This window comes from Photobacterium angustum, from assembly GCF_003026365.1.
In the GTDB taxonomy this organism is placed as follows: Bacteria; Pseudomonadota; Gammaproteobacteria; order Enterobacterales; family Vibrionaceae; genus Photobacterium; species Photobacterium angustum.
Map to the genome: position 1 here is coordinate 83,565 of NZ_PYOM01000006.1, position 24,798 is coordinate 108,362.

General features: G+C 37.1%; 25 protein-coding genes. 14 read left to right on the forward strand and 11 right to left on the reverse strand.

Annotated elements, in window-relative coordinates:
* Nucleotides 1-8: 8 nt before the first annotated feature.
* Nucleotides 9-530, reverse strand: a complete 522-nt coding sequence (locus CTN01_RS07835; protein WP_045127979.1) for a M48 metallopeptidase family protein — start codon at nucleotides 528-530, stop codon at nucleotides 9-11.
* A gap of 129 nt (nucleotides 531-659) precedes the next feature.
* Here CTN01_RS07835 and CTN01_RS07840 point away from each other — a divergent pair, with 129 nt between their 5' ends.
* The 3 genes from CTN01_RS07840 (at nucleotide 660) to CTN01_RS07850 (ending at nucleotide 2,532) form a co-directional block, all read left to right on the forward strand.
* Nucleotides 660-1,112 (forward strand): methyltransferase family protein, encoded by a 453-nt coding sequence (locus CTN01_RS07840; RefSeq protein ID WP_045127980.1) that lies wholly within the window; start codon nucleotides 660-662, stop codon nucleotides 1,110-1,112.
* Between the two features lie 138 nt (nucleotides 1,113-1,250).
* Complete coding sequence (gene mog, locus CTN01_RS07845; protein WP_045127981.1) at nucleotides 1,251-1,784, forward strand: molybdopterin adenylyltransferase; 534 nt, start codon at nucleotides 1,251-1,253, stop codon at nucleotides 1,782-1,784.
* Nucleotides 1,785-2,253: 469 nt separating this feature from the next.
* Nucleotides 2,254-2,532: a hypothetical protein gene (locus CTN01_RS07850; RefSeq protein WP_045084895.1), complete on the forward strand. Its 279-nt coding sequence runs from the start codon at nucleotides 2,254-2,256 to the stop codon at nucleotides 2,530-2,532.
* 72 nt (nucleotides 2,533-2,604) lie between these two features.
* On the opposite strand, the gene CTN01_RS07855 is transcribed toward CTN01_RS07850, so the two are convergent.
* On the reverse strand, nucleotides 2,605-3,093 hold the full coding sequence (locus CTN01_RS07855; RefSeq protein ID WP_045149996.1) for a CreA family protein: 489 nt from the start codon (nucleotides 3,091-3,093) through the stop codon (nucleotides 2,605-2,607).
* Nucleotides 3,094-3,593: 500 nt separating this feature from the next.
* Between CTN01_RS07855 and CTN01_RS07860 the strand changes: the two genes are divergently transcribed.
* Nucleotides 3,594-3,929 (forward strand): hypothetical protein, encoded by a 336-nt coding sequence (locus CTN01_RS07860; protein ID WP_005364081.1) that lies wholly within the window; start codon nucleotides 3,594-3,596, stop codon nucleotides 3,927-3,929.
* A 177-nt stretch (nucleotides 3,930-4,106) separates the two neighbouring features.
* The gene (locus tag CTN01_RS07865) at nucleotides 4,107-5,867 is read left to right on the forward strand and encodes a bifunctional lysophospholipid acyltransferase family protein/GNAT family N-acetyltransferase (protein ID WP_045149994.1); all 1,761 of its coding nucleotides are present in this window, start codon (nucleotides 4,107-4,109) and stop codon (nucleotides 5,865-5,867) included.
* Nucleotides 5,868-5,949: 82 nt separating this feature from the next.
* On the opposite strand, the gene CTN01_RS07870 is transcribed toward CTN01_RS07865, so the two are convergent.
* The 6 genes from CTN01_RS07870 to CTN01_RS07895 all read right to left on the reverse strand — a co-directional run bounded on the left by CTN01_RS07870 (nucleotide 5,950) and on the right by CTN01_RS07895 (nucleotide 11,450).
* Nucleotides 5,950-6,984 (reverse strand): hypothetical protein, encoded by a 1,035-nt coding sequence (locus tag CTN01_RS07870; protein ID WP_107188359.1) that lies wholly within the window; start codon nucleotides 6,982-6,984, stop codon nucleotides 5,950-5,952.
* 63 nt (nucleotides 6,985-7,047) lie between these two features.
* Nucleotides 7,048-7,353 (reverse strand): DUF1289 domain-containing protein, encoded by a 306-nt coding sequence (locus CTN01_RS07875; RefSeq protein WP_045149993.1) that lies wholly within the window; start codon nucleotides 7,351-7,353, stop codon nucleotides 7,048-7,050.
* A 58-nt stretch (nucleotides 7,354-7,411) separates the two neighbouring features.
* Nucleotides 7,412-8,605, reverse strand: coding sequence for an L-2-hydroxyglutarate oxidase (lhgO, locus tag CTN01_RS07880; protein ID WP_045132184.1), 1,194 nt, complete (start codon nucleotides 8,603-8,605; stop codon nucleotides 7,412-7,414).
* An 81-nt stretch (nucleotides 8,606-8,686) separates the two neighbouring features.
* A complete protein-coding gene (locus CTN01_RS07885; RefSeq protein WP_045127984.1) occupies nucleotides 8,687-9,220 on the reverse strand; it encodes a GNAT family N-acetyltransferase in 534 nt (177 codons plus the stop codon).
* Between the two features lie 175 nt (nucleotides 9,221-9,395).
* Nucleotides 9,396-9,911: an SRPBCC family protein gene (locus tag CTN01_RS07890; protein ID WP_107342131.1), complete on the reverse strand. Its 516-nt coding sequence runs from the start codon at nucleotides 9,909-9,911 to the stop codon at nucleotides 9,396-9,398.
* A gap of 972 nt (nucleotides 9,912-10,883) precedes the next feature.
* Nucleotides 10,884-11,450 (reverse strand): hypothetical protein, encoded by a 567-nt coding sequence (locus CTN01_RS07895; protein WP_244156094.1) that lies wholly within the window; start codon nucleotides 11,448-11,450, stop codon nucleotides 10,884-10,886.
* Nucleotides 11,451-11,949: 499 nt separating this feature from the next.
* Here CTN01_RS07895 and CTN01_RS07900 point away from each other — a divergent pair, with 499 nt between their 5' ends.
* The gene (locus CTN01_RS07900) at nucleotides 11,950-12,516 is read left to right on the forward strand and encodes an outer membrane beta-barrel protein (RefSeq protein ID WP_052666699.1); all 567 of its coding nucleotides are present in this window, start codon (nucleotides 11,950-11,952) and stop codon (nucleotides 12,514-12,516) included.
* Nucleotides 12,517-12,599: 83 nt separating this feature from the next.
* Here CTN01_RS07900 and CTN01_RS07905 read toward each other — a convergent pair whose 3' ends face one another.
* Nucleotides 12,600-13,010: a hypothetical protein gene (locus CTN01_RS07905; RefSeq protein WP_045149991.1), complete on the reverse strand. Its 411-nt coding sequence runs from the start codon at nucleotides 13,008-13,010 to the stop codon at nucleotides 12,600-12,602.
* A 284-nt stretch (nucleotides 13,011-13,294) separates the two neighbouring features.
* Here CTN01_RS07905 and CTN01_RS07910 point away from each other — a divergent pair, with 284 nt between their 5' ends.
* The gene (locus CTN01_RS07910) at nucleotides 13,295-13,777 is read left to right on the forward strand and encodes a GreA/GreB family elongation factor (protein WP_045149990.1); all 483 of its coding nucleotides are present in this window, start codon (nucleotides 13,295-13,297) and stop codon (nucleotides 13,775-13,777) included.
* A gap of 6 nt (nucleotides 13,778-13,783) precedes the next feature.
* On the opposite strand, the gene CTN01_RS07915 is transcribed toward CTN01_RS07910, so the two are convergent.
* The gene (locus CTN01_RS07915) at nucleotides 13,784-14,689 is read right to left on the reverse strand and encodes a LysR family transcriptional regulator (RefSeq protein ID WP_045084996.1); all 906 of its coding nucleotides are present in this window, start codon (nucleotides 14,687-14,689) and stop codon (nucleotides 13,784-13,786) included.
* Nucleotides 14,690-14,811: 122 nt separating this feature from the next.
* Between CTN01_RS07915 and CTN01_RS07920 the strand changes: the two genes are divergently transcribed.
* The 6 genes from CTN01_RS07920 (at nucleotide 14,812) to CTN01_RS07945 (ending at nucleotide 22,045) form a co-directional block, all read left to right on the forward strand.
* A complete protein-coding gene (locus CTN01_RS07920) occupies nucleotides 14,812-17,637 on the forward strand; it encodes an FAD-binding and (Fe-S)-binding domain-containing protein (protein WP_045149988.1) in 2,826 nt (941 codons plus the stop codon).
* A gap of 330 nt (nucleotides 17,638-17,967) precedes the next feature.
* Nucleotides 17,968-18,411 (forward strand): NUDIX domain-containing protein, encoded by a 444-nt coding sequence (locus CTN01_RS07925; RefSeq protein WP_045127987.1) that lies wholly within the window; start codon nucleotides 17,968-17,970, stop codon nucleotides 18,409-18,411.
* Nucleotides 18,412-18,488: 77 nt separating this feature from the next.
* Nucleotides 18,489-19,538 carry an HlyD family secretion protein gene (locus tag CTN01_RS07930; protein WP_045127988.1) on the forward strand — a complete coding sequence of 350 codons (1,050 nt, stop codon included), beginning with the start codon at nucleotides 18,489-18,491 and terminating at the stop codon, nucleotides 19,536-19,538.
* Entirely contained in the window at nucleotides 19,538-21,064 is a 1,527-nt protein-coding gene (locus CTN01_RS07935) for a DHA2 family efflux MFS transporter permease subunit (protein ID WP_045149987.1), read from the forward strand. The genes CTN01_RS07930 and CTN01_RS07935 overlap by 1 nt, the downstream gene beginning before the upstream one ends.
* Nucleotides 21,065-21,390: 326 nt before the next feature.
* On the forward strand, nucleotides 21,391-21,600 hold the full coding sequence (gene cspE, locus CTN01_RS07940; RefSeq protein ID WP_005364106.1) for a transcription antiterminator/RNA stability regulator CspE: 210 nt from the start codon (nucleotides 21,391-21,393) through the stop codon (nucleotides 21,598-21,600).
* A gap of 241 nt (nucleotides 21,601-21,841) precedes the next feature.
* Complete coding sequence (locus tag CTN01_RS07945; RefSeq protein WP_045149986.1) at nucleotides 21,842-22,045, forward strand: hypothetical protein; 204 nt, start codon at nucleotides 21,842-21,844, stop codon at nucleotides 22,043-22,045.
* Between the two features lie 570 nt (nucleotides 22,046-22,615).
* Here CTN01_RS07945 and CTN01_RS07950 read toward each other — a convergent pair.
* Nucleotides 22,616-23,167: a hypothetical protein gene (locus CTN01_RS07950; protein ID WP_045149985.1), complete on the reverse strand. Its 552-nt coding sequence runs from the start codon at nucleotides 23,165-23,167 to the stop codon at nucleotides 22,616-22,618.
* Nucleotides 23,168-23,633: 466 nt separating this feature from the next.
* Here CTN01_RS07950 and CTN01_RS07955 point away from each other — a divergent pair, with 466 nt between their 5' ends.
* Nucleotides 23,634-24,728: a TRAP transporter substrate-binding protein gene (locus CTN01_RS07955; protein WP_045149983.1), complete on the forward strand. Its 1,095-nt coding sequence runs from the start codon at nucleotides 23,634-23,636 to the stop codon at nucleotides 24,726-24,728.
* The last annotated feature ends 70 nt before the right edge of the window (nucleotides 24,729-24,798 follow it).

Below are 24,798 nucleotides of genomic sequence, written 5' to 3' on the forward strand. Positions count from 1 at the left end.
TTATGGCCTTAATTGTTTTTCGGTTGAGTATAAATTGGGCCTAATAGTTCGAGTTGGGTCAGGTACATACGCATATCGAATTCTAATTGATGATAGCAAGGTTCCATGTGACAACATAATGCATAGAATGCTTTATTGTGTTCCTTCTCTCGTAAGTGTGCCAATTCATGAACTACTATCATACGCAGGAATTCAAGTGGCGCTGATTTAAAGACGGAGGCAATACGGATTTCATGCTTGGCTTTTAGTTTACTTCCATGGACGCGCGAGATGAAGGTATGTAGACCTAGTGCGTGATTAATAACGTTGATCTTATTATCGTAAGCCACTTTACTGATCGGAGCTGATTTTTTCAGATAGGCATTTTTAAGCTCAACGACATAATCATACAGTGCTTTTTCTGTTTTGATGTTATGTGGCGTCGGGTAGCGCTTTAAGAGCAGTGTCTTGAGCGTATCATTATCGATAAGCTGTTGTACTTGCTCAGTAAGATGAGTTGGGTAACCCTGTAGATATTTTAGTGGCTGCATAACGTGACAAAATAGATAAAACGGTCATGCTATAAGTTGATCGCATTTGAGGCAAATAAAATATCTACTAGATGTAATTATATCTATAATATCAAAGTGATATCTTAATCGTTTTAGAAGGCTCTCTGTATGTCATTGCGTGTCCCACCTCCAATATTATTGTTATTATCCGTGTTAGCTATGTACTTACTTTCTCGCTTTTATCCGATTCTAACCATTGACTTTAGTGGTAAGAGTTTACTGGTTTCGGTGTTGTGTTTTATTGGTGTTATTCCGGGATTTACAGCAATAATTGCGTTTGCAAAGGCCAATACAACGATTGATCCCCGCTATCCACAAAAAACATCACGGTTGGTGACGACCGGTATTTATCGTTTTACCCGTAACCCAATGTATATAGGTTTAGTTTTTTTCCTATTAGCCGCTGCTTTTTATTTTTCCGCGCTGAGTTGCTTTGTGATCGTGCCTATTTTTATATGGGTGATGAATAATTTTCAAATAGAGCCAGAAGAAGAGGTATTACTCGCTATGTTTGGTGATGAATATTTGCAATATTGCAGAAATGTTCGTCGTTGGTGTTAATGCGTTAGATTATATTAATTGAGAATAGAGAGTGTAAGAAAAATAACGGTTTACCTCGACGTTATTTTCCTTACACTTGCGATCACGTTAGTTTATTACTTAGTAATAAAGAGACAAAAGAAAACTGAGGGGAAACAAATGAGCAAAGCGAAAATTGGTATTGTTACGGTAAGTGATCGCGCAAGTGCAGGCATTTATGAAGACATTTCAGGCCAAGCGATTATCGATACGCTAAATGATTATTTAACCTCAGAGTGGGAGCCTGTTTATAAGGTGATCCCTGATGAGCAAGATGTGATTGAAGCTACACTTATTGCAATGGCAGATGTGGAAAACTGTAGCCTTATTGTTACAACAGGTGGCACAGGCCCAGCTAAGCGTGACGTAACGCCTGAAGCGACTGAAGCGGTTTGCGATCGTATGATGCCTGGTTTTGGTGAATTGATGCGTGCTGAATCACTTAAGTTTGTACCAACTGCGATATTGTCTCGCCAAACTGCGGGTTTACGTGGCGATAGCTTAATTGTTAATTTACCAGGTAAGCCTAAATCGATTCGTGAATGCTTAGATGCTGTTTTTCCTGCGATTCCATACTGTATTGATTTAATGGATGGCCCATTCTTAGAATGTGATGAAGCCGTGATAAAGCCTTTTAGACCAAAGCAGAAGTAATACAGTGCTATAAATAGAAAAGTAACCTTATGGTTACTTTTTTATTTAGTAATACTCAAAATAGCAATGTATATATATACAGTTGTATTTGTTTTCATATCTTTCTATTGTTATTTTTGTGTAAATGAAATTAGTACTTGCTCACGAAATTAAGCATAATATAAATATCAATTCCAAAATTATTTATTCATATTTTCAAAACTGAAATTCAAAAAAAACACATCAAATTTAAAATCATTTAAAAACATATGGTTAGTAATTTTTTTGTTTTTGAATATATTCTTAAACTTATATTTGATGCCTTTTTGAACAGTATTTGAGTTTATATTAATCATTTGTTTTTCAATTGCTATTATAATATTCTATGCAACCAAAGAGAAACATCTCTGATATTTATTACACATACTGTGTATTTATCCATTATATAAATAAAAAACCATGTTTTATGGTTTTTAAAGCAGGCTCGAATATGGATGTTAAACAAAGCTGGGGTTTTATTTCAATTTCAATTGGCGTTGTATCGCTATTATGGGCAAGTATTTCTTTAAGTGGTATGGTCGGACAAGAGCATGTACTGATGGAAATGGGATCATATATTCATGCGAGCAGCACTAATTTTCCAAATTCAAATTATGCAGAAAAAGTTTTAGCCGCTGAACGTCATAAAAACTTTGTGGTGTTATTAACAGGTCTTGTTATGGCATTGATCGGCTCGATCATGGTTAAAGGACGATTTAACAAGTTTTAAATTACTTTTTCTTAAGAGATATACCGCAACTATGCATGTTAAAAGTACATTGTTGCGGTATATAAACCGATATTACTGTGCAGATTGTGGTGTTACGTCTTTGGGTACGTAAGCTTTTGTTCCCCAAAGAGGCACAGTTGATAAGCTATGCTTGTAGCTGCCTGATGTTTCTTTTGTTGAGTATGATAAATACATCAAAGTTTCAGAAGCAGGATCATAAATACGACGAATCTTCATAGTTTTGAAGAAAATACTTTTCGACTTTTTAAATACCACTTCACCCGATTTTGATTTATCTATTTTTGCAATCATATCAGGTGTGATTTCACCTGTTTGACGACATGAAATCGATGAATCGGATGGATCCGCTAAGCTTAAATCTGCCTCAATACTTGCTATATGACAGGTAACACCTGGCACTAAGGGGTCGACTAAAGTATTTAATTTAATATCTTTGGTGGTAAATACCCCTAGTGATACATCGCCAACTTCATTATCCGAACAACCACTTGTTAATAGCGCTGATGCTACCAGTCCTGCAGCCATTATGGCTTTTCTCATTATTCTCTCCTTGGTCTATTCGCTGTAATCGATATGTTTTTATTTACGACAGATCGAATACATAGGTTTATACGTGAAAAATGTCTTATTTTCACTAAACGTTTGATATTGAGACCACATCTTAAGGTTTTGCTATTTTTAGGGCAAAAAAAACCGAGATACGGCTTGAGTAACTCGGATAAGTGGCGCTACAAGGCTCCAAATTAAAAACATTTGTTAGAGGGAATGCATGAAAATCGAACAATGTTAGTCATTGTTGATAGTTGTACGAAAAAAAAATAAGAAAAGTTTAAATTTATTTTTATTTGATTATCTGTTTGTTTATTAAGTGTTTTGTAGGGTTAGGGGAGGGCTTGTTAGATTTAAAAAATGTTATACTTATAACGTTTTTTCAAAATTGTGCTTTTCAGAATGAATAAATACACATAGGATAAATGTAACGGTATTGTTACAGGGAAATTTGTTAGGGACTTCACAGTTACTGTCTATGGGAGGATATTATGTCGAATATTCTTACTTTTCCAGTAAAAGAACAACCGAGAGAACGGACACCTTTAGAAACCATTGTTGAGCAGGAACTGCTTGATTTAAATGCTGATCAATACATGATTGATGTCGTTTTAGAGCGAATGGAGAAATTTTTGGCTCTAGCATCTTTTGAGTTTGATTTAAAAATGAAGGTATCAAAGGAATGTTTAGATGAAATGCACGAGAACGTATTTCCTGCTATATCGGAAATGCAAGCGTCAGTTCGTGACAACATGAATGAAATTCTGACAGAACGTGTATTACATGAGATCCGTCTTTATAATCTTGAAATGCAAGCAGTAAGATAATATATCCATTTTTTGAGTATCTACTTTGTTACAGATAGCGTTTATAAATAATCTACCGTCATAAAGCCACTTTAAACAGTGGCTTTATTTTTGTCATTAAAACGGCAATAGATTGAAACCCTTTCGTCATTTATCCTTTTTATACTGACACCAAATTCTGTGATTTGCGGTGAAAGTATGGAAACGAACACGCCTTTTTTGCTTCCAAGAAAAACGCCATTAGGTATTGCTGAGAATGTAGCTGAATGGATTACAGGACTAAAGCAGCTTAATCAGTATTATTTAAAACGCCCCATTGATTCAGATAGAACAACTTTTGTGCGCTATGCGTTGGAATCATTAGGGATTGATTATCAGCTCCAACAAGGCTCGGTACAAACAATCCCACAGCAAGGATCAACGTTGATTGTTGCGAATCATCCTCTTGGTGGTGTGGAAGGTATTATTCTAGCTGAGCTTCTTCTCTCAGTGCGTGCTGATATAAAAATTTTGGCTAATGAATATTTAAAAACGGTGCCTGAATTAGATTCCTTATTTATTGGCGTCGATGTTTTTGAAAATCAATCCACAGTAAAAGCGAATGCAAAAGCAGTAAGAGAAGCACATCATCATCTTGCAGAGGGGGGCTTATTACTGGTATTTCCTGCAGGAGAAGTATCGACTAAAGATCAAAAAAAACGGTTAGTCGATAAAAGTTGGAATCGCTCCGTAAGTCGCTTTATTCGCCGTCATGAAGCGGTTGTTGTTCCAATTTTTATTAATGGTGAAAACAGTAAAAAGTTTTATTTAGCAGGGAAAATTCATCCATTATTACGTACTGCGATGCTTGGGCGAGAGATGCTAAATAAACGCCAACAATGTATAGGGCTAGCGATCGGTGAAGCTATACATTATTCGGAAGTGAAGAATATTAAAGATGACTATCAACTAGTTAATTACTTACGGCTTAATACTTATCTTTTAGGTTCAAGCTATTTATCTCAGTCAACAAAGCAAGAAACAGTATCGAACCCTGAAATGGCGACGATCCATCCTCCTATCCCAGCTCAATTATTAGCCGCAGAAATTGCACATTTGCCTCATGATCAGAAGCTTATTGAAAACTCTCGTTTTGATGTCTATTGCACCACAGCAGCAGACGCACCACATTTATTGAAAGAAATTGGTCGAGTGCGAGAAATTAATTTTAGGGCTGTTGGGGAAGGCACTGGAAAAGCATTGGACTTAGATCGGTTTGATGACTTTTATTATCATTTATTCGTATGGGATAAAGAGCAACAGCAGTTGGTTGGTGCATATCGCCTAGGAGCATCTGATCAAATCATACAACAGCAAGGGATAGAAGGTTTATACTCAAGAACCTTGTTTAATTATGATCAGGCGTTAGTGAAGCAGTTAGGTAAATCATTAGAGTTAGGGCGATCTTTTGTTGCTCAGCCTTATCAGCGTAGTCTTAGCGCATTATTGTTACTGTGGAAAGGAATATGCGAGTTTGTATACCGTCATCCTCAATATACTCACTTATTTGGCCCTGTGAGTATAAGTAATGACTATAGTTTAGAAGCCCGCCAGTTATTAGCCGCTAGTCTAGAGGTACACCATTACGATCAGCAGGTAGCAACGTTGGTAAAGCCTAGCTATCCTTTACCGAAAGGGGAGCGTTGTTATCATCACCCCGACATATTGGCAGCGCTTACTGATATTCAACTGCTCTCAAAAGTTGTGAGTCGATTAGATAACGACAACAAAGGTGTTCCTGTCTTATTAAGGCAATATCTAGGATTAAATGGCAAGCTACTTTGCTTTAATGTTGATCCTGCTTTTAATGATGCGTTGGATGGTTTAATTGTGGTTGATTTACGTCAGGTAGCAGAAAAGACGCTTGCTAAGTATATGGGGCTAAAAAAGACCAAGCAATATATTGCCTATCATCGATAGTGATTAAATCGATTATTTTCATAATGGGATAGCTTTACTATCAAGCTATCCCATTTTCATGGTGCGGAAGAATGCCTGTTATTTACTGATTAGGTTGCCATAACTTTTCAGCTCGTGTTCCGATAAACCAAAAGCTAAGTGCAAGTATCGCAAAGAAAAGTGCTTTATGGATCTCGCCCCAAAAATACGTGAAATACTCGGTATACAGCACAACTAACATAAAAGTAATACCGAATGTACGCGTCATAACATCATTAGCTTTTATGCCAATAACAATTGCGATAGTACAACAAGTTAAAGCTAAAAGGCTCCATGCCCATAATTCCACTTGTTTTATCTGTGACCACTCATGAAAACTGTCATAGTTACCGAATATAGTCAGTAGCCATAAAAAAGTGAAAAAATAGAACAGTCCAGCAAAACGCGTTGCTTCTGTTAGTGGCTTTACTATTTTTATTTTTGGAAAAAATAGACTAATTAAGATGATGATGGCGCCAAAACAAGTAAATTGCAGCGGAATATTCATTCCTAAAAAGAGGTAATGGCTATCACTTAAATAGGACGTTTCTGAGAGTAAATAAAGCCCTGCACTTAGTAAGAAAAACAACCAAATTAGAACCGATCTTAACTTGATACCTAACCCACAATAGATGATGGCAGGAATAGCAATATATAGACTTTCTCGCCAATGTTCAGCGAATGATGTTTTACTTAAAAAGCCGACAGAAACAGCCGTGAGTAAAACACCAAAAAAGAAAATTGCTTCATTGCTAATACTTTTTTCAGGGAATTTAGTACGCCTTCTAACGCCGAGATAGTATAAAGCGGCGGATAAAAACGCGGTAAAAATAGTTAAAACACTGGCTGGAGTATTAATCAATTTGGCCAATAACGACATTAAATAGTTATCAGCAACTAATAAAATGACGGAGAGGATAAAACAAGCAATAGCTATCCAGAATGAATAAACAGCAAGCAGTTTCCAGTCAAAATTTGCGACTTGATAACTTTGTCGTAAGTGCTCACTTTGTTCCATACTTACAAGTTTTTCTTGTTCCCAGTGCGTAATGGCTTCATCGAGGATTTGTGCTTTTCTTTTATTAAGCTTAAGTGTCATTTCACTGTCCTAGTAACAAAAGGCGTGCAAAGCGATCTAAATAAGTTAGAACGCCATTTATTATTAAGCGAGAGGTTGCTTTGATAAACACTGACGACATAAGCAGCGCCCTGAAGGGCAATCTTCAGTATCGCGTTTATCTAATTCGAAACACCAACACGTTGCCTTTCCTGCACTAATATCGCAATGTGCGGGTTCATGACATTCAGGGCAAGAATGAGTATCAGGTTCCCCTTTAATTTCAGCCATAACTGATTCTCGCTTGGCATCATCAAAGTTTTGCCATTCGATAACTTCTTTCATGGTGCGTAAGCAACCACTACAGATACCATCACTATTCTTACACTTGGCAACACATGGGCTTTTCACTACAAGATCCCTTATTTACGTTAATTTTTGATGCTGGCGAGTATAACAAAAACATCACTTACTCATAGCGTAGCTTATCAACAATATACTGAGCGATAGGAAAACATGACGTAGCAGCTGGTGAGGGTGCGTTGCATACAACAAGACTTAATGCTGTTTGATGAAACATAAAATCATCAATCAGTTGACCTTTTTTACTCACCGCTTGAGCTCGTATCCCACAAGGATAAGGTTGTAAATCAGAAAGTGTTAATTGAGGGTAATAGGTCTGCACTTTAGCTAAATAAGAGGGTTTCCATACTGCTTGAGTAAACTCTGTTAATGCTGATGATAAGTGTTTATATAGCAGAGGATATAGCCCTTTAAAGCTAAGTAAGTCCAAACTATCTTTAAGATTAAACATTGGTGAATCATAAGCTTCACGCGCAAAATTGAGGACGGCATTAGGTCCAACAGTAATGCTGCCATCGATCATTTTTGTTAAGTGGATCCCAAGGAAAGGCAAGGAGGGATCTGGAACAGGATAGATTAAATGGTTAATTTGATCGTTGTGCTTGTTTGGGAGTTGATAGTAATCGCCTCTAAAAGGAATAATAGAAAATGAGGGTTGAGTACCAAGCATAGAAACAATTCTATCGGATTGTAGTCCGGCACACGCAATTAATTTACCCGCTAAGAATGTTTTAGTTTTACATTTAATAGCAATGCTATCAGTTTTTTCTTCTATTGCTTCAACGGTTTGATTAAAAATAACATGTCCGTTGTGTTGTCGGATCAACTCAACAAGTTTTTGACAAATCAAATGATAATTAACGATAGCAGAATCTGGGACAAAAATAGCACTAATACCTGTAATATTAGGCTCTTTTTGTTTCAGTGCATCTTGATCGAGAAGGGTGATATTAATATCAAGATGAGCAGCTCGTAATACTAATTGTTGTAAACGTTGTTGCTCGGTTGGATTTGTGGCAACGACTAATTTTCCGCATTGTTCGAAAGGAATATCAAATTCATTACAAAAGGCTTTAATAGCTTGATTACCACGAAGACAAAAATCACTTTTTAAGCTGCCTGGAGTGTAATAAATACCAGCATGTATGACACCGCTATTGTGGCCTGTTTGATGGAAAGCTTCATGAGCTTCTTTTTCGATAACCCATATCTTTTTTTGGGGAAAACGTTGTTGCAGTTCCCATGCTGTACTTAATCCAATTATTCCAGCCCCAATAACTAGAAAGTCACAATCTAACACTAAAACCTCCCATTGATATGGTGATACCTAATGAGAGTATCATAATGCTATTTACTATACGGTGTTGTTATTAAGTAGGTATCATGATGAGGTTGTGATCTCATACAATGAAAGGTCATCACAGATATTATCAATTGAAGCAATAGAAAGTTTATCAACAGGACACATACCCACTTTAAGCATAACCTTTGCAGGACCTGTGATGCTTTTACTGTGGCGTCCATAAATATGTTTGAGCTGTAATCGGTTAAAACCAAATTCTTTTAGACGTTCAACTGCTTCGGTACAATACCCGTTCCCCCAGTAAGGAACACCAATCCAATAGCCTAATTGACCACTACCGTTTTGTATATTTTCAAGTCCAGCACAGCCAATCAGCTGGTGATTTGTTTTTAACGTTATCGCAAAGATCGCTGAGCTCTGGCTGAGCCAACCAGCTAAATGTTTACCAATCCATTTACCCGCCATACCGTCAGAGTAGGGGTGAGGAACACTGATAGTACTATTGGCAATATCGATATTGCCTGCTAAATGTTGAATTTTTGTCGCATCTGATAATTGTAGCGGACGAAGAATTAATCTGTCAGTTGTTAGTTGCGGTTGTGATTGGTACATAGTCTTGAAGTTCTCTCAACGTAGTCGTAAATGCAATTAAAGGCATATTGTTGAGCTATTAAAACGAATTTTGATATGTACGTCCTCGATTTGATCAAAGATTGCGCAATAAGAGGCGTGTTTATGAGTAGAGAAAATCAAAAATGTAGAATTGATCGCGATTATGCTGATGCGGTTATTTGATGCGGACTTTGGTTGGAATGTCTTTTTTCAAAGTGGTATTACGTGAATAAGCGTTGACTGTCGTTGTGGAGCTCCACATATCTTCGCTGTGTTGAATCACATTTGCTAGTGCTTGTTTTAAGAAGTTTTGTATTTGAAGCTTAATTAACCAGCCAGTGCCTTTAATTTTAGGGGAAAAAGTAATGTGATAATGAATTTTACTTTGGGTTGCATTGATACTTTTAAACTTTATCCACCCACCATGTTCATTCACTGGAGCCCCCTGAATTATTTGGTAGTGAATGTGTTCATTTTCTTTAAAATCAATAACTTGTTCTTGATACGTAAATGGTCCTTGAATTACCTCTCGTATAGCACCAATCCCATTAATCTCTGGCTTTCCTGAGCGAATCAACGAGTATTTAGCATTAAAAAAACGCCCTAATTTAGCGTGATCAGAAAGTAATGCAAAGAGAACGGTTTTAGGCACATTAGCGGTTAGCTCTAAAGTAACGGTATGAATCGTCATTATCGTCTCCATAGTACTTGATTGCATTTAACATATCATTAACAAGTGATTCTTGGAAGTTAAAGTGTAAGCCTTAAGGGGATTTTTTTACTCTCTCATGGCATTAAAAGGAATGGAATCTCATAATCTCAATAATAAAAAGTGAAAAATGGCAGTTTTGATTAAATTTTTTTAGAGGAAAGCACGTTGATATAAACTGTCTATTTCTATGAAATATACTTATTTTGCAATGAGTTAAGGTTGTCATTAATAGGATGTGATCACTTGTATAATAAAATAAAGAGTTGAATCACAAAAATAATCTATTTTAGTGGTTGTCAAATGAGCGAAAGATACATATATTGAGTCATCGATATAAATTGTTCGAGGTTTTTTAAGTAAGAAAACGTAGCTGATGATATTTAGCTATGGTTGCATTTCAATACTTCCTATCGAACCCATATCTATAAAAATCATTTTAATAATCTACTGTGAACTTTTCTGATAGTTCGCAGCCTAAGATATATTAATAAAAAAGATGTTCACAAAAAACTATTGCGATGTCATTTTTATGTCACATCAAGTTGTTTAAGTAGAACAGATAAGTAAAGAGTAAGAACGGTATTAATTTTAGTGATATCAACCTTACTCATATAAGATTAATGAGAGGTTTTAAATGAAAACACGTAACCGTAGACAGTGGTTTTACTATAAAAATCAAACTACTAAAGTTGAAAAAGCATAATCAATGCTAACAGAACGGCTTTCTTTTAGGTGATTCAGAAAGTCTTATACATTTAGAAAATTCCCAGCTAAATGTTCAAAATCTTAATAATGTAAATTTAAATACTTATTGAGTATCAGTGGCCAGAAATAAATGAATATTTCTGGCTTTCTTATATTTTAAATTCTCATTTAATAATATTTAAATAAATATTGAAATCAAAAGGCAAACGTTTGCTATTTTAAAAAATTAAATAATCCAATGGCTTGTTAATTGATAATACGCCCTTTTATTTTTGCATTATCTGGAATGCTTGTTATTTGAGTACCGTTAATGTGGATATCGCCATCAACGATGATTTGATTAGGAAGTTTAGTTATTTTGCTGTTGTTTAAGTAAAGATCCCCTTTGACATAGAGGTTATCTGGAAGTTTTTGGATTTCAGTTCCCATTAAACTGAGATCTCCCTTTACTCTCATACCATAGTTAAGCTCTTTAATTTTTGAATGAGCAAGGTTAACGAATCCATCGACGTTAAATACCAAGGGGAGATACTCAATTTCAGTGTAAGCAAGATTAAGATTACCATTGACAGTCAGGCTACGTGGAAGTTGTGAAATTTTGCTTTTTTCAAGGTTCAAATTACCACTGATCACGAGAGGATCGGGCAATTGTATATCTCCACTATTTCTTAATGAGAGATTGCCATATGAATCGACATAGTTCAGTAAGTGAATAGGTGAAAGAACATAAGCATATAGTGGCGCAGAACTTCCTAGCAATAAAACAGTGGCGATCGTATGCAGAGTTAATCGTGTTTTTAATCGTTTTTCCATTATTTCGTCATTCGTAATGTTTGAGTTTGGTTGCTCACGAGTTATGTCCATACTATTGCTATCGTGTTTAAAGGGCTTAACTTTAGTTATTACTTTATAAGTAATGAATTTTTGTGATTAGAGTAAATAGCGAAAGACTATTTTGGAACCAAGCTCAACATAAATGAAACATTTATTCCCAAAAGTCTTAGCTGACAGTCTAGCGATAAATAAAAAGCATAGTGATGAACTAGAGATCGACTTTATATTTTATTGTTTATATGGATTGTCATATATTTTGAAATAAATACTTACACTTGAAGTGCTTTTTAGGCGCTTAAATTCAGCCTCATTCAGTTTGCATTTACCTAATAAAATAGTGTTTTATTCGTTAAGTTTTCATACAGGAGAAATACTTTAGTTTTGTTGCTAACGAAAAGGCAAAGGCATTTTGAAAGCCAATTAACCTTCCCCTTAGGTTAATGACTTTCATTTATAACAATAAGTTAGGAATAAAATCATGAAAAAGTCTATTTTATCTACATTGGTATTAGCAGGCATTGTATCAGCACCAGCGATGGCAACAAATGTGGAAAAATTTATGGGTGGTGGTGTGGGTTATCAATTAGATAACTTTAAAGACGCTGCTAAAATGCATAGTGAAGATGCTAGCTACCAAATCCGTGGTGGTGTAATTGTCGATAACCACCATCGTTTAATGGCGACTTATGGTTATAAAAAAGACAAATTTAATTTATCTGAAGCTGGTGCAGACAGTGTGAAAGCAAAGCATAAGCAAGATCTGTATTTAGCCTCTTATGATTACCTAGTACCAGTCACTTCTAATATTAACCTTTTTGCTGGTGCGTCAATGGGTGCTGCTCACAATATAGTGACACATAAGGAAGATGGTAAGAAGAGCTCTACTGATTTTGTTTGGGGCGGACAGTTAGGTGCAATGATGCAGTTAACTGATAATATTTCATCAGATCTTACCTACCGTTATCTTGATCAAAATTACAAAGCAGATGGTGTTCGTTTAAAAGGAACAGAGCAAGTCGTTTGGAGTGTTGATTATAAATTCTAATAAATTTAATCTTTTATAAAACTTAGCACCTCACCTAAAGTGGGGTGCTATACGATGTAGAAGCTAAAAGGTAAGCAATAAAATTATTTATTTGTTGTGATACTATAATCTGAATCACTACCACTAAGCATAAATGTATTGTCGATAAATCTTTTTATCCTGCCATTTTCAAGTTCGGATTGTTGCATAACACGAAAAGTTCTCTTGATTCCTTCTGCATCTATGGAGTGAGATAAATGCGTGTCTGTTATCTTAGTGCCGTCTTTTGAGGTAAAAAAGTTAACTACTTCAACTTTAACCTTTGCATTCTTTTTCAACCAGACCATACGTTGCTTAAAAGCATCAGCATCATATTCTTTATCATTAATATTGATATAGCAATCTTCCGTAAAATAATGATGAAACTTTGATGTGTCAGGATTGATTAATATTTCCTGATATAACTTCTCGTAAGTTTTTATATTATCCCAGTCAGGAGCTCTTGATTCTGTCATTGAGTGTACCTTTTGTTGTTTTATTAAAGCTGTGGTTACTTTAACAGACTGTTTTATTTTGTTTTGATAGTACACGACAATTGCTAGTGATTTTTCGCCAAAGATTAAGCGACATCTTTAGTCATTATATCTGTCAATGTTACTTTTAATTGATCGTTAAATGCTCTTTTAGGGGGATCTTGTTCTAGATAAGTCGCTTTTTAGGAAGATACACAATGACGAAAATATGAATTCAGACAAAGTCGTATTATGATATGGCGCGTTTGAGATCATAGGCAGTAATAGTGAATAAGCAAAAGTTATTAAATCAGATACAAATTAGGCTACAACAAATATTAGAAGCGGCGACTGAAGCGGCTTTACGTGCCTATAATACGGCGACTGATGATGAAAATGTTGCGGAAAATCAATATGACACATTGGCGCTTGAAGCGTCTTATTTAGCGCATGGTCAGGCACAAAGAGTAGAAGAGTGCAAAGCCGATATAACAGCTTATCAAGTATTACAAGCTAACTTACCTAAAGCCTTTGATACTGTACTACTTGGGCATATTGTAACGTTAGCTGATGAAGATGATAACGTGCGTTTTGTTTTTCTGGGCCCCAGCTCTGGTGGACTAGTCGTAACGTTTGATCAGTATTCTGTCACGATAGTGACACCAACTTCGCCATTTGGTGATGCATTGATTGGTCGTGAGATCGGTGAAGAAGTCGATGTTCATATTGGTGATAAAGTCACTTGGTATGAAGTCATGGCGATCAATTAAATCATTTTATTTAAAAGTATCTCGGTATTTTTGATAATACTGATAAATATGCTCAATAAAGAGTTTCACTTTCATTGGTTGCTGCTTGGTATACGGATATACCGCATAAATGCCTAATGATTTCGCAACATAATCAGTTAGTACTTCAACCAAGTCACCTTTTTTCAGATCTTCAGCGACTAATACTTTGGGAATGTAGACCAAGCCTTGTCCGTGTAGCGCCGCGCCTCGTAAAGCAGAAGCGTTATTAGTGGTAAAGTTGCCTTTTACTCTAAGGGTATGAATGCCTAATCTATCTTCAATTAGCCATTCGTTCGCCCCTGTTTCTTGAAAGCTATAACCCAGACAGTTATGTTTTTCTAAATCATAAGGTTGTGTTGGTTTCCCGTATTGCTTGATATAACAGGGGGATGCACATATCACCCAGCGAGCTTGAACTAATTGACGGGCAATAAAGCTTGAATCTGGCATTGCACCTGTTCTTATCGCAATATCAAACCCTTCCTGTACTAAATCAACAAAGCGATTGTCGAGATCCATTTCAATATGAATATCAGGATATTGACGGCTAAACGCTGCAATTGCTTCGGGTAAAATAAGCTCGCCAGAAATGGTAGGGACTGTAATACGGATCTTACCTGTTAGACTTTCACCTAATCCACTCATTGCATCTTCTGCATTTTGAACCGCATTGTAGACTTCTCTCGCATGATGATAAAAAACATCACCGGCTTCTGTCAGTGTCAATTTGCGCGTAGTCCGATAAATAAGCTGAACGCCTAACGCTTGTTCAAGTGCTGTGATACGTTTGCTTACCACCGATTTTGTTAAGCCAATATGCTCGGCAGCCTTGCTAAAGGAGCCTTTATCAATTAGATGATAAAAAAGGAGTAGATTATTCGTTGTTTTCATCTATTGGTGTACTTTTTTCAACAAATATGTGAATTAGGCAATATATATCAACTATACAGAGCAAAGTAGAATATACCTATAAAAAATAAAACGATTAACTCGTATACATACATGGAGCCATGATGCAGCAGCCCTACCTTGAACTGATTGCGCAACTAGAACAACAAATAGATAAAAGTCGCATTATCACCGATCCAACACTCGCACTGGCCTATGGTACCGATGCCAGCTTTTACCGTTTAACGCCTCAAGTAGTCCTTCAACTGGATAATTTGCAAGAGGTGATCTTTGCCGTTAAAACGTGCTATGAGCGCCAAATTCCAGTGACATTTAGAGCCGCTGGTACTAGTTTATCTGGCCAAGCCCAGTCCGATTCTGTGTTAATCACGCTGACTCGAAATTGGCGAGATTATGAAATACTAAATGATGGTGAACAGATTTGGCTCCAGCCGGGAATTATTGGTGCTGAAGTCAATGCGTATTTAGCGCCATTTGGTCGTAAAATTGGCCCAGATCCTGGTTCAATCAATACCTGTAAAATTGGCGGTATTGTTGCTAACAATGCATCAGGTATGTGCTGTGGTACTTCAGAAAATAGTTACCGTACAGTTGCTGGAATGACGGTTGTATTAGCAGACGGCACGGTACTAAATACGTTAGATAGTGCCAGTGTTGAAGCTTTTAAACTCAGTCATGCAGAAATGATTGATGAATTAATGACACTTGTTACCCAGTGTCAGGAAGACAGTGAGCTGGCAGACAAGATCCGCCATAAATACCGTTTAAAAAACACCACAGGTTATAGTCTTAATTCGCTGATTGACTTTGATGATCCAATTGACGTTTTGCAGCACCTTTTCATTGGTTCAGAAGGCACATTAGGTTTTATTGCTGACGTAACTTACAACACAGTTGTGAATCATGCACACAAAGCATCTGGGTTGTTTGTTTTTAGCGATATTGAAATTACTTGCCTTGCGGTAAGTGAGTTGAGTAAAACTTCAGTCGCTGCGGTTGAATTAATGGATAGCCGTTCTTTAGCTTCTGTTGCCGACAAGCCGGGAATGCCAAGTTTTATCGCAGAGCTTGGTGAAAAAGGAGATACTGAAGCCGCGGCATTATTGATTGAAATTCATGCTGAGAATGAGGCTGCATTACAGCAACAAATTGAACAGTTGCTAGCTATTATTAATGGTTTCTCACCGATTGCTCAGGTTGATTTTAGCCGTGATACCAAAATCTGTGAGCAGTTATGGGGGATCCGTAAAGAGCTATTCCCATCTGTGGGGGCTGTGCGAGAGACTGGAACCACAGTTATCATTGAAGATGTTGCCTTTCCGATTGAACAATTAGCCCCTGCGGTACGTGAACTACAGGAGTTATTTACTCAGTTCAATTACCACGAAGCGATCATTTTTGGTCACGCATTGGCGGGAAATCTACACTTTGTATTCACTCAGTCATTTGATAGCCAAGAAGAAATAACGCGTTATAGTGATTTTATGGATGCAGTGGCTCAGTTAGTGGCCGTTGATTATAAAGGATCTTTAAAAGCAGAGCATGGCACTGGGCGTAATATGGCTCCGTTTATCGAGCTTGAGTGGGGCGCTGATGGCTATCAATTAATGCAAAATATTAAACGTATTTTTGATAAGCGTGGCATTTTAAATCCTGGTGTGATCATCAATGAAGATAAAGAATCACATATCAAAAACTTAAAAGGGATGCCAGAAGCGGATGAGTTGATTGATAAGTGTGTTGAATGCGGTTTCTGTGAGCCTGTTTGTCCTTCTCGTAATTTATCGTTAACACCACGCCAACGTAATACAGTATTTCGTGAAATTTCTCGCTTAAGGAAAACTAACGAAGATCCTAGCCGTCTTGCTCAGATGGAAAAAACCTATCGTTACTACGGCCTAGATACCTGTGCCGCAACAGGATTATGTGCCGATCGTTGCCCTGTTGGGATCAATACCGGCGATCTTGTTCGTAAATTACGTCAAAACCATACAGATAAAGCAAAACAAATTGCGAATTGGACTGCGGATCATTTTTCAACTGTTACGTCAGTGGCTAAAACAGGTTTAACCGTCGCAAATGGAATGCATAAGGTACTTGGCACTAATAAGATGCGTAAGTTGACGAAGGCTGCTTATGAATTGTCAGGTCATCGTATTCCGATGTGGTCTTCACATATGCCTGTAGCGGTAAAATCCACTGAAATATTGAAAGTTAAAAAAGTGGGTCGTGAAAAGATAGTTTATTTCCCGAGTTGTTCTGCACGTACAATGGGTACTGAAGCGAATGCAAAAGATCCTCGACCTTTAGTTGACGTGACGATTTCTCTGCTTGAAAAAGCGGGCTATGAGGTTGTTATGCCCAAGGATTTGAACAATCAATGTTGTGGTATGCCGTATACCAGTAAAGGTTTTCCTGAAACGGCAGCGAAAAAGGCACAACAATTAGAAAATGCGCTATGGGAAGCGTCTAGCCAAGGAGCCTATCCTGTATTAATGGATACCAGTCCTTGTGCAAGTACAGGAAAAGAAACACTACGCAGTGAAATTAAAATCTATGAGCCTTTCGAATTTGTCGCAAATTATGTGTTGCCAAAATTAACCATAACACCGCAAGAAGATCCTGTGATGTTACACATTACCTGTACATCACGCCGTAAAGGGTTAGCTGGGGTGATGGAAAAAGTCACAAAAGTTTGTGCGAAGACAGTGATTATTCCAGATGACATTACCTGTTGCGGTTTTGCTGGCGATAAAGGTTTTACCAAACCAGAACTTAACGCAAGTTCATTAGCGCCTTTAAAACGTCAAGTACCAGTTGGTTGTACTGAAGGTTATTCAAATAGTCGTACTTGTGAGTTAGGGCTATCTGAACATAGCGGGATAGAATATCGCTCAATTCTATATTTAGTTGATAAAGTCAGTATGTAAGTGATGAATTTTTAAATAAAAACGCTGATATGAAAGTATCAGCGTTTTTTTATGTTTAATGAGAGTTATTTATAAAATAATGCTGTTTACCTAGAATACAATTTCAAATGATTTATTTTGATATATTACATTGCATAAATGATTAGCTGAAAGTTAAGAGAACATGTTGTTTTTTCGTATACTATTAGATCTCTTACTCTATTTAGATATATAGAATAGATTAGCCGGTAGGTTCTTTTCGGGTTTGTAATTTATACGTTATTACTCATCTAACGATGAGTAAATATTCAGCTATGGATTATAAAATCCACATAATATAAAGGGTTTAATATGCATTTTCACTCAACTGCTCGCGGTATTTTAATTAACGATGATGCAGTGCTTGTTACCCGAGTTAAAGGTGATGATAAAACATTTTTACCTGGTGGACATATTGATGCAAAAGAATCAGCAGCGACAACGGTGATTCGAGAATTGAATGAAGAAGCGAATTTAAAGGTTAACATTGCTTGTTTTTTGGGGGCCGTAGAAAACAATTGGCATATAGGGCAAGAATTAAATACTGAACTATGCTTATTATTTTTATTGTCGTCAGAAACAGATAATGATCTTGACACTATTAAGAGTTGTGAAGCTCATATCGATTATTTTTGGTTAAAAAGAGAAGATCTGGTAACGAGTAATTTATACCCATTAGCATTAAGAGAGTGGCTAATGTCTTCGCAATTAGAATTTACAAAATCCCAACCTGCATTTTGGGGTAGTGATTTGTAAATACGTGGTTTATCACAACAATATATTTATCATCTAGACTCAAATTTAGCGATATTTCAGCTAAATAGGATATTTTAATGGCAACGACTGATAACTCGCCGTCTGAACAACTTCAGACGCCAGAAAATGATTCACATCTGTTCCGTAATCTATTTATTTTTGTACTTTTAGCTGCACTGTTAGGGACGGCTGGGTATTTTTATATTCGCCATCAAAAGTTATATCCAGCGACTGATGATGCCTATGTCCATGCCAATACTTTATATGTTGCACCACAAATTAGTGGCAAAGTTCTTACGGTCAATGTGAATGATTACCAGCATGTAGCGGAAGGCGATTTATTATTATCGATTGATCCAGCTCCATTTGAAATAGAGTTAGAAAAAGCAAAAGCTGCGTATGAAGTTGCGACACAAGAAAATAAAGCGACAGATGATGCAATTTTAGCGGCAAGTGCTAATGTGCGATCAGCAGACGCTACGCTTGTTGATGTGCAAAAAAGTTATCGTCGAGTGATGGATTTAGTGAATCGCAAATTATTACCTTTACAGCAAGGTGATGATGCAAAAGCTAAATTAGCCTCTGCTCAAACAGCATTAGAAGCTGCGCGCGCTAACATGAGCCAGTTAATTAACCAGCAAGGCGCTAAAGGTGATGAAGCGCCTCAGGTTAAACAAGCGGCGGCAGCATTAAGCCAAGCGACGTTGAATTTATCCTATACTAATATCTATGCTCCACATGATGGTAGTTTAGGTAAGGTGAGTGTCCGTCCTGGCAGTATTGTATCGCCTGGATTATCTGTCATGCCTTTGATTGAAGATAATACGGCGTGGCTTCAAGCTAATTACAAAGAAAAGTCGATTGGTTTATTAAAACCAGGCATGAAAGCTAGTATTGTTTTAGACATGTACCCAGATGTGACATATCAAGGCCACATTATTGCATTATCACCAGCAAGTGGTTCATCGTTCTCCTTACTCCCTCCTGAAAACGCAACGGGTAACTGGGTTAAAGTACCTCAACGTTTTCCTGTTCGTATTCAATTTGATGATTTAAAAGGTAAGCCTTTACTTCGTGTTGGAGCGAGCGCGGAAGTCACTATTGATACGTTAGCAGAGACTAAGTAATGACGGGTGCTACGTTAACGCCAGCCAATCGGTTGTTGATCACTTTTGCTGTCATGTTATCCGCCATTATGGTGCTGTTAGACATGACTATCGCGAATGTTGCTTTGCCTCATATGATGGGAGCGTTAGGCGTAACTTCAGAGCAAGTAACATGGGTGTTAACCTCATATTCGATGGCAGAAGCGAACTTCATCCCTTTAGCGAGCTATTTGGCGCTTAAGTTTGGAGTACGTAAATTGTTGCTCTTTTCTGTTGCCGGTTTTGTGGCTATGTCTGCTTTATGTGGACAGGCTGACAGCCTTGCTGAAATGGTAACTTTTCGAATATTCCAAGGCGCGTTCGGCGCATCAGTCATCCCCTTATCACAATCTATCATGGTGCAAATTTATCCGCCTGAAGAACGTGGTAAAGCAATGGCGTTATTCAGTGTTGGGATATTATTAGGGCCTATTTTAGGCCCAACCGTTGGCGGTGTCATTACCGAGAATATGGATTGGCGCTGGATTTTTTACGTTAATGTACCCATTGGTTTGATTTGTTTATCTCTGCTTTATTTCTTTGTGAAGTTAGATGGACGCGGTAAGAGCAAACTAGACTGGCCTTTAGTGATAGGTATGACTATCGGTATTGGGCTGTTACAAATGGTATTAGACAGAGGTAATGAAGAAGGGTGGTTTGAATCTAACTTTATTCTGTTCTCTGCGGTGATCAGCGTTGTCGCATGGATTTTCTTTATCGCGCGATCATGGATCACGAAAGGCGATGTCGCTCCTATGTGGCTGCTTAAAGATAGAAACCTTGCTGTTTCTTGTTTAATGATGGCTGGCTTCTCTATGGGGATGTTTGGTATTACCCAATTACAACCTATGATGCTAGAACAGTTACTGCATTATCCTGTAGAAGCAACAGGGTTTGCCATGGCGCCAAGAGGATTAACCTCAGCTATTGTATTACTAGTGATTGCTAGATTTATGGATAGATTAGATCCTCGTATGCTAGTAGCAATAGGGCTCGGTTTTAATATCCTTGGTACATACTTAATGATGCAGTATTCAATGAATATTGATTATTACTGGGTAGTAATGCCATCGATTGTTCAGGGGTTAGGGATGGGGCTTGTATTTGCACCATTAAGCCAAATGGCATATCGAACATTAAGTCATGCAGATACAGTTGGTGGTGCGGTTATTTTCAACCTTTGCCGAACCATTGGTGGTTCATTTGGTATATCTATTGTTAATACGTATTTTACTCGTACAGAGCAACGAGAGTGGCATGCTTTAGGGGCGGATTTAACATTAACTAATCCGCAATTGCAGCAGCAGGCAATGATGCAGCATACAACAGTCACGGATCCTCATTTTATTGCCCAAATCAGTGAGCTATTACATCAGCAATCAACATTGCTTGCTTTTGTTTATACCTTTGGATTTATTTTTGTATCTTACATTGTGCTGTTACCGCTCTTAACACTGTTCAAGTTTAAGAAAACACAATCAGTGCCTAAGAATGTAAATATACATTAATCGAGTGATAGGAAAAAAGCAGATCAATAATTGATCTGCTTTTTTATAGATGATATGTGTATTAAGTTATTTAAAATCAAATATTTATAATTTATTTTGGTTTTTTTTATAAAAAACAGTTTACAGTCAATACGTTTAATGTGATTATGTTCTCGCTCTGTTGTTCAGAGTTATTAATAAAGAGTTAAGTTAAAGAAAATCTCCAGAAGTATCTTCGTTTAGTTGTACCTTTGTGTTTCCTTCGCTTCATCATATTTAATAATTCAAGCTTTCAGTGCATCGCAATTTTGCGATATTTTCTATGAATTTTATATAAGGGACACATTATGTCTAAGTCAACTGGTATCGTTAAGTGGTTCAACGAAGAGAAAGGTTTTGGTTTCATTACTCAAGACAACGGCGGTGCTGACGTATTCGTTCACTTCCGTGCTATCGCTTCTGAAGGTTTCAAAACTCTTGCTGAAGGCCAAAAAGTGTCTTTTGAAGTAGAGCAAGGCCAAAAAGGTCTTCAAGCTGCAAACGTTGTAGCTCTTTAATTTTATAGTCTCTATAAGATTTCTAAGTGGTGTAACTTGTTACACCACTTAATCTAAAATACCTTCTGCGCTTCACTCTTCGAAATACTCTACTATTCTTCGTTTTACTCTTTAGCAGTTTTGCTGATCGCTATACTCATAATCTTCATTAAAAATTCATTACGCTATAAAACTGTTGATATTTAGCTTTACTATCGTGATAGCTAGAATTCATCAACGCTATAATTTAAAGAGGTATATTATGATTATCAACTTCAATGTTAATGATCTTAGCTGGAATGCATCTGTGCATCAGTTAAATAGTGATGTATTGCGCCGACATGTTTTAATTAACGGTAAGCTAGATACATTAGATGTCAACTTTACGTACTGTGAAGAATCAGAAAAAGGCATTATTACTAATCACAATAATAAAGAGATTGGGCATTTTTCAATTATTGATTAAGGTTTAGAATAACATGCTTGTGAGTCATGGTTTATTTAAAAGAGAGAGGCAGAACGGGGTGTCTGCCTTAAACTTAACTATCGAATAGTTTCGGTAGTAAGTAAAAATGAGCGCCTGACTAATTTGGCTAACATCGATTTCCTTTTCTTTCCCACTCTTGCCAACAACAATCACTTCTTGCCCTTATTTATTCTGTACCTTCCCCCCTTTGTTAATAAAAATATTTAACACCATACTGATACGATAAGGTGCATCCAATGATGTCATTACACATCATTATGATGAAAAGCAGTTCTCTCATCGTATTGACTCTCTCAATGATGCTCCTTCTATGAACGGCTTGATGTTCAACATACTTATCTTGTCGATGATCCTGACGTATCTATTTATATCTCCCATTAAAAATTATATGTAGGCTACTTACTTGATGAGCGTCATTCATTATGTGTTGTAAAGAGCTAGGTTGATTTTGGCACTGAATTGATAAGCAAGGCAGGGGTAAAGTGGTTAGCGTTATAAAAAAGCTGCAGAACGGTGCGCTCTACAGCTTATAAATAAGCCAGTAAGATCTTAATGATTTTCAGCTAGCTGTTGTTCTTGTGCCTGATGACGTGTCGAATATAGTTTATAGCTCATGATAACAATCACTAGCGCTTTAATGATCATCATTTGTGGATTGCCATAATATCCCGCCATACCAACAAAACCTGATGTCAGCATTAACATGCGATAATTTTTCAGTGATGTCATATAAAGTGCAGCAACAATAACGGCTAAATCTAAATATTGTAATGCGACAGTAATCGTTGGCTCTGCAATGAAGGCACTAATAGCAACATAAGTTATATAGATAATAGCTGATGCCATAATTGCAGCGAGTGTGTGAACTATTGCCTTCCCCGTTTTGGTGAAGTCTTTTACATAGCGGTAAGCATTAATCGCATTAACGGAAAGGTTTAAAATTACTTTCGGCCACCATCCCATTAGAATTGACCAAACAGTATCATTTGTTGCAGATGCAAAAGCAGCATAGCGAGTGAATTTCATGCTGTTAAATATAGTAAGCAGGATATATAAGACGACGGAAGTCCAGCCTAATACTTCTTTTAATAGATCAACCAATGTAAATATCTCTCAGTGATGTCATTGATAGTAATGACATTTAATAGTGCTTGATTCTGTTTTTTAACGTTTAAGCAACATTAATTACTTGTTTTTACGCTAATTTCGAGGGATCCTACCACAGTTGTCATTTCCATGACATTAGATGAAGCTTCATATTTCAACTAATTTCTTCTTATAAAGAATGAATTAAATGTGCTGAGTTCACAGAAATTATATCTTGTGCGGCGAATCGTTATTTTTGATTGGTACGTATAAATACGCAGCGTTAGTTATCGTTTAAGTTATTGATAAATAACAGTTTAAATTTCATCGGTACGATTTTATACGTGGTTTGTTTTTTGTTTTTATTAACGATTTTTAACTTTTAATCCGTAGTCCTTCTCATTTTATCTTGTATAGCGTTAAGCCAAAGTATGTTTGAACATCATTTTGTAGCCTAATCATATAAAGCAAGGATGAGTGAATGACTATTATTGGTAGCGTAGTGAAACGTGTGGTGAAAAAAAGCCTAATCGTTACACTTGGGTGTGTTGCTATGTTGGCAACAAGCGCACAGGCATCAGAAAAAGTATACCGTTTAAAATTAGCTGAAACATGGGGACCAAATTTTCCGATTTTTGGTGATGCGACCAAGAACATGGTGGCGATGGCAGAAAAAATGTCTAACGGTCGTTTGAAAATTCGTATTGACTCTGCCAATAAGCACAAAGCACCACTCGGTATCTTCGATATGGTGAAATCTGGTCAATACGACATGGGACATTCAGGCTCGTATTACTGGAAGGGGAAGGTTCCAAACACTTTATACTTTACCTCTATGCCTTTTGGTATGACCCCTGCTGAGCAATATGCGTGGTTTTACCATGGTGGTGGTATGGAGTTGATGGAGCAAGTCTATTCACCTCATAACTTGCTTTCATTTCCTGGCGGTAATTCAGATATTCAAATGGGGGGATGGTTTCAAAAAGAGATCAATACCGTTGATGATCTGAAAGGTTTGAAAATGCGAATCCCTGGTTTTGCTGGTGAAATTCTTGCTGAAGTCGGTGCTAAGCCAACCAATATTGCACCAGGAGAGCTATATACTTCACTTGAGCGAAATACCATTGATGCGCTTGAGTGGGTAGGCCCATCATTAGATTTGCGTATGGGGTTTCATAAAATAGCGCCTTATTACTACACAGGCTGGCATGAGCCAGGGTCAGAATTACAGTTCTTAGTCAATAAGCGTACATGGGAGCGTTTACCTGCTGATCTGCAAGAGATCTTACGTGTTGCAATGCGTACAGCCGCTTATGACATGTATACCCAAGCTACTCATGCAAGCGGTAAAAACTGGTCAACAATTCAACAAACCTACCCTGATATAAAAGTGAAAGATTTCCCGCCAGCAGTAATGAAAGCATTACGTGACGCGAATGATCGCCTCCTTGCACAACATGCAGAAAAAGATGAACAAGCAAAAGCGATTCAAAAATCACAAGCGGATTATCTAAATCAGGTACGTTCATGGACTAATATATCTCATCGTGCCTACCTTAATAGCCAAGCGCAATAAGTCTGTTTAAATAAGGACGTTATTATCCTGCCATTTATGCATATAAGATCGCTGTTATGCGTATTTGGTG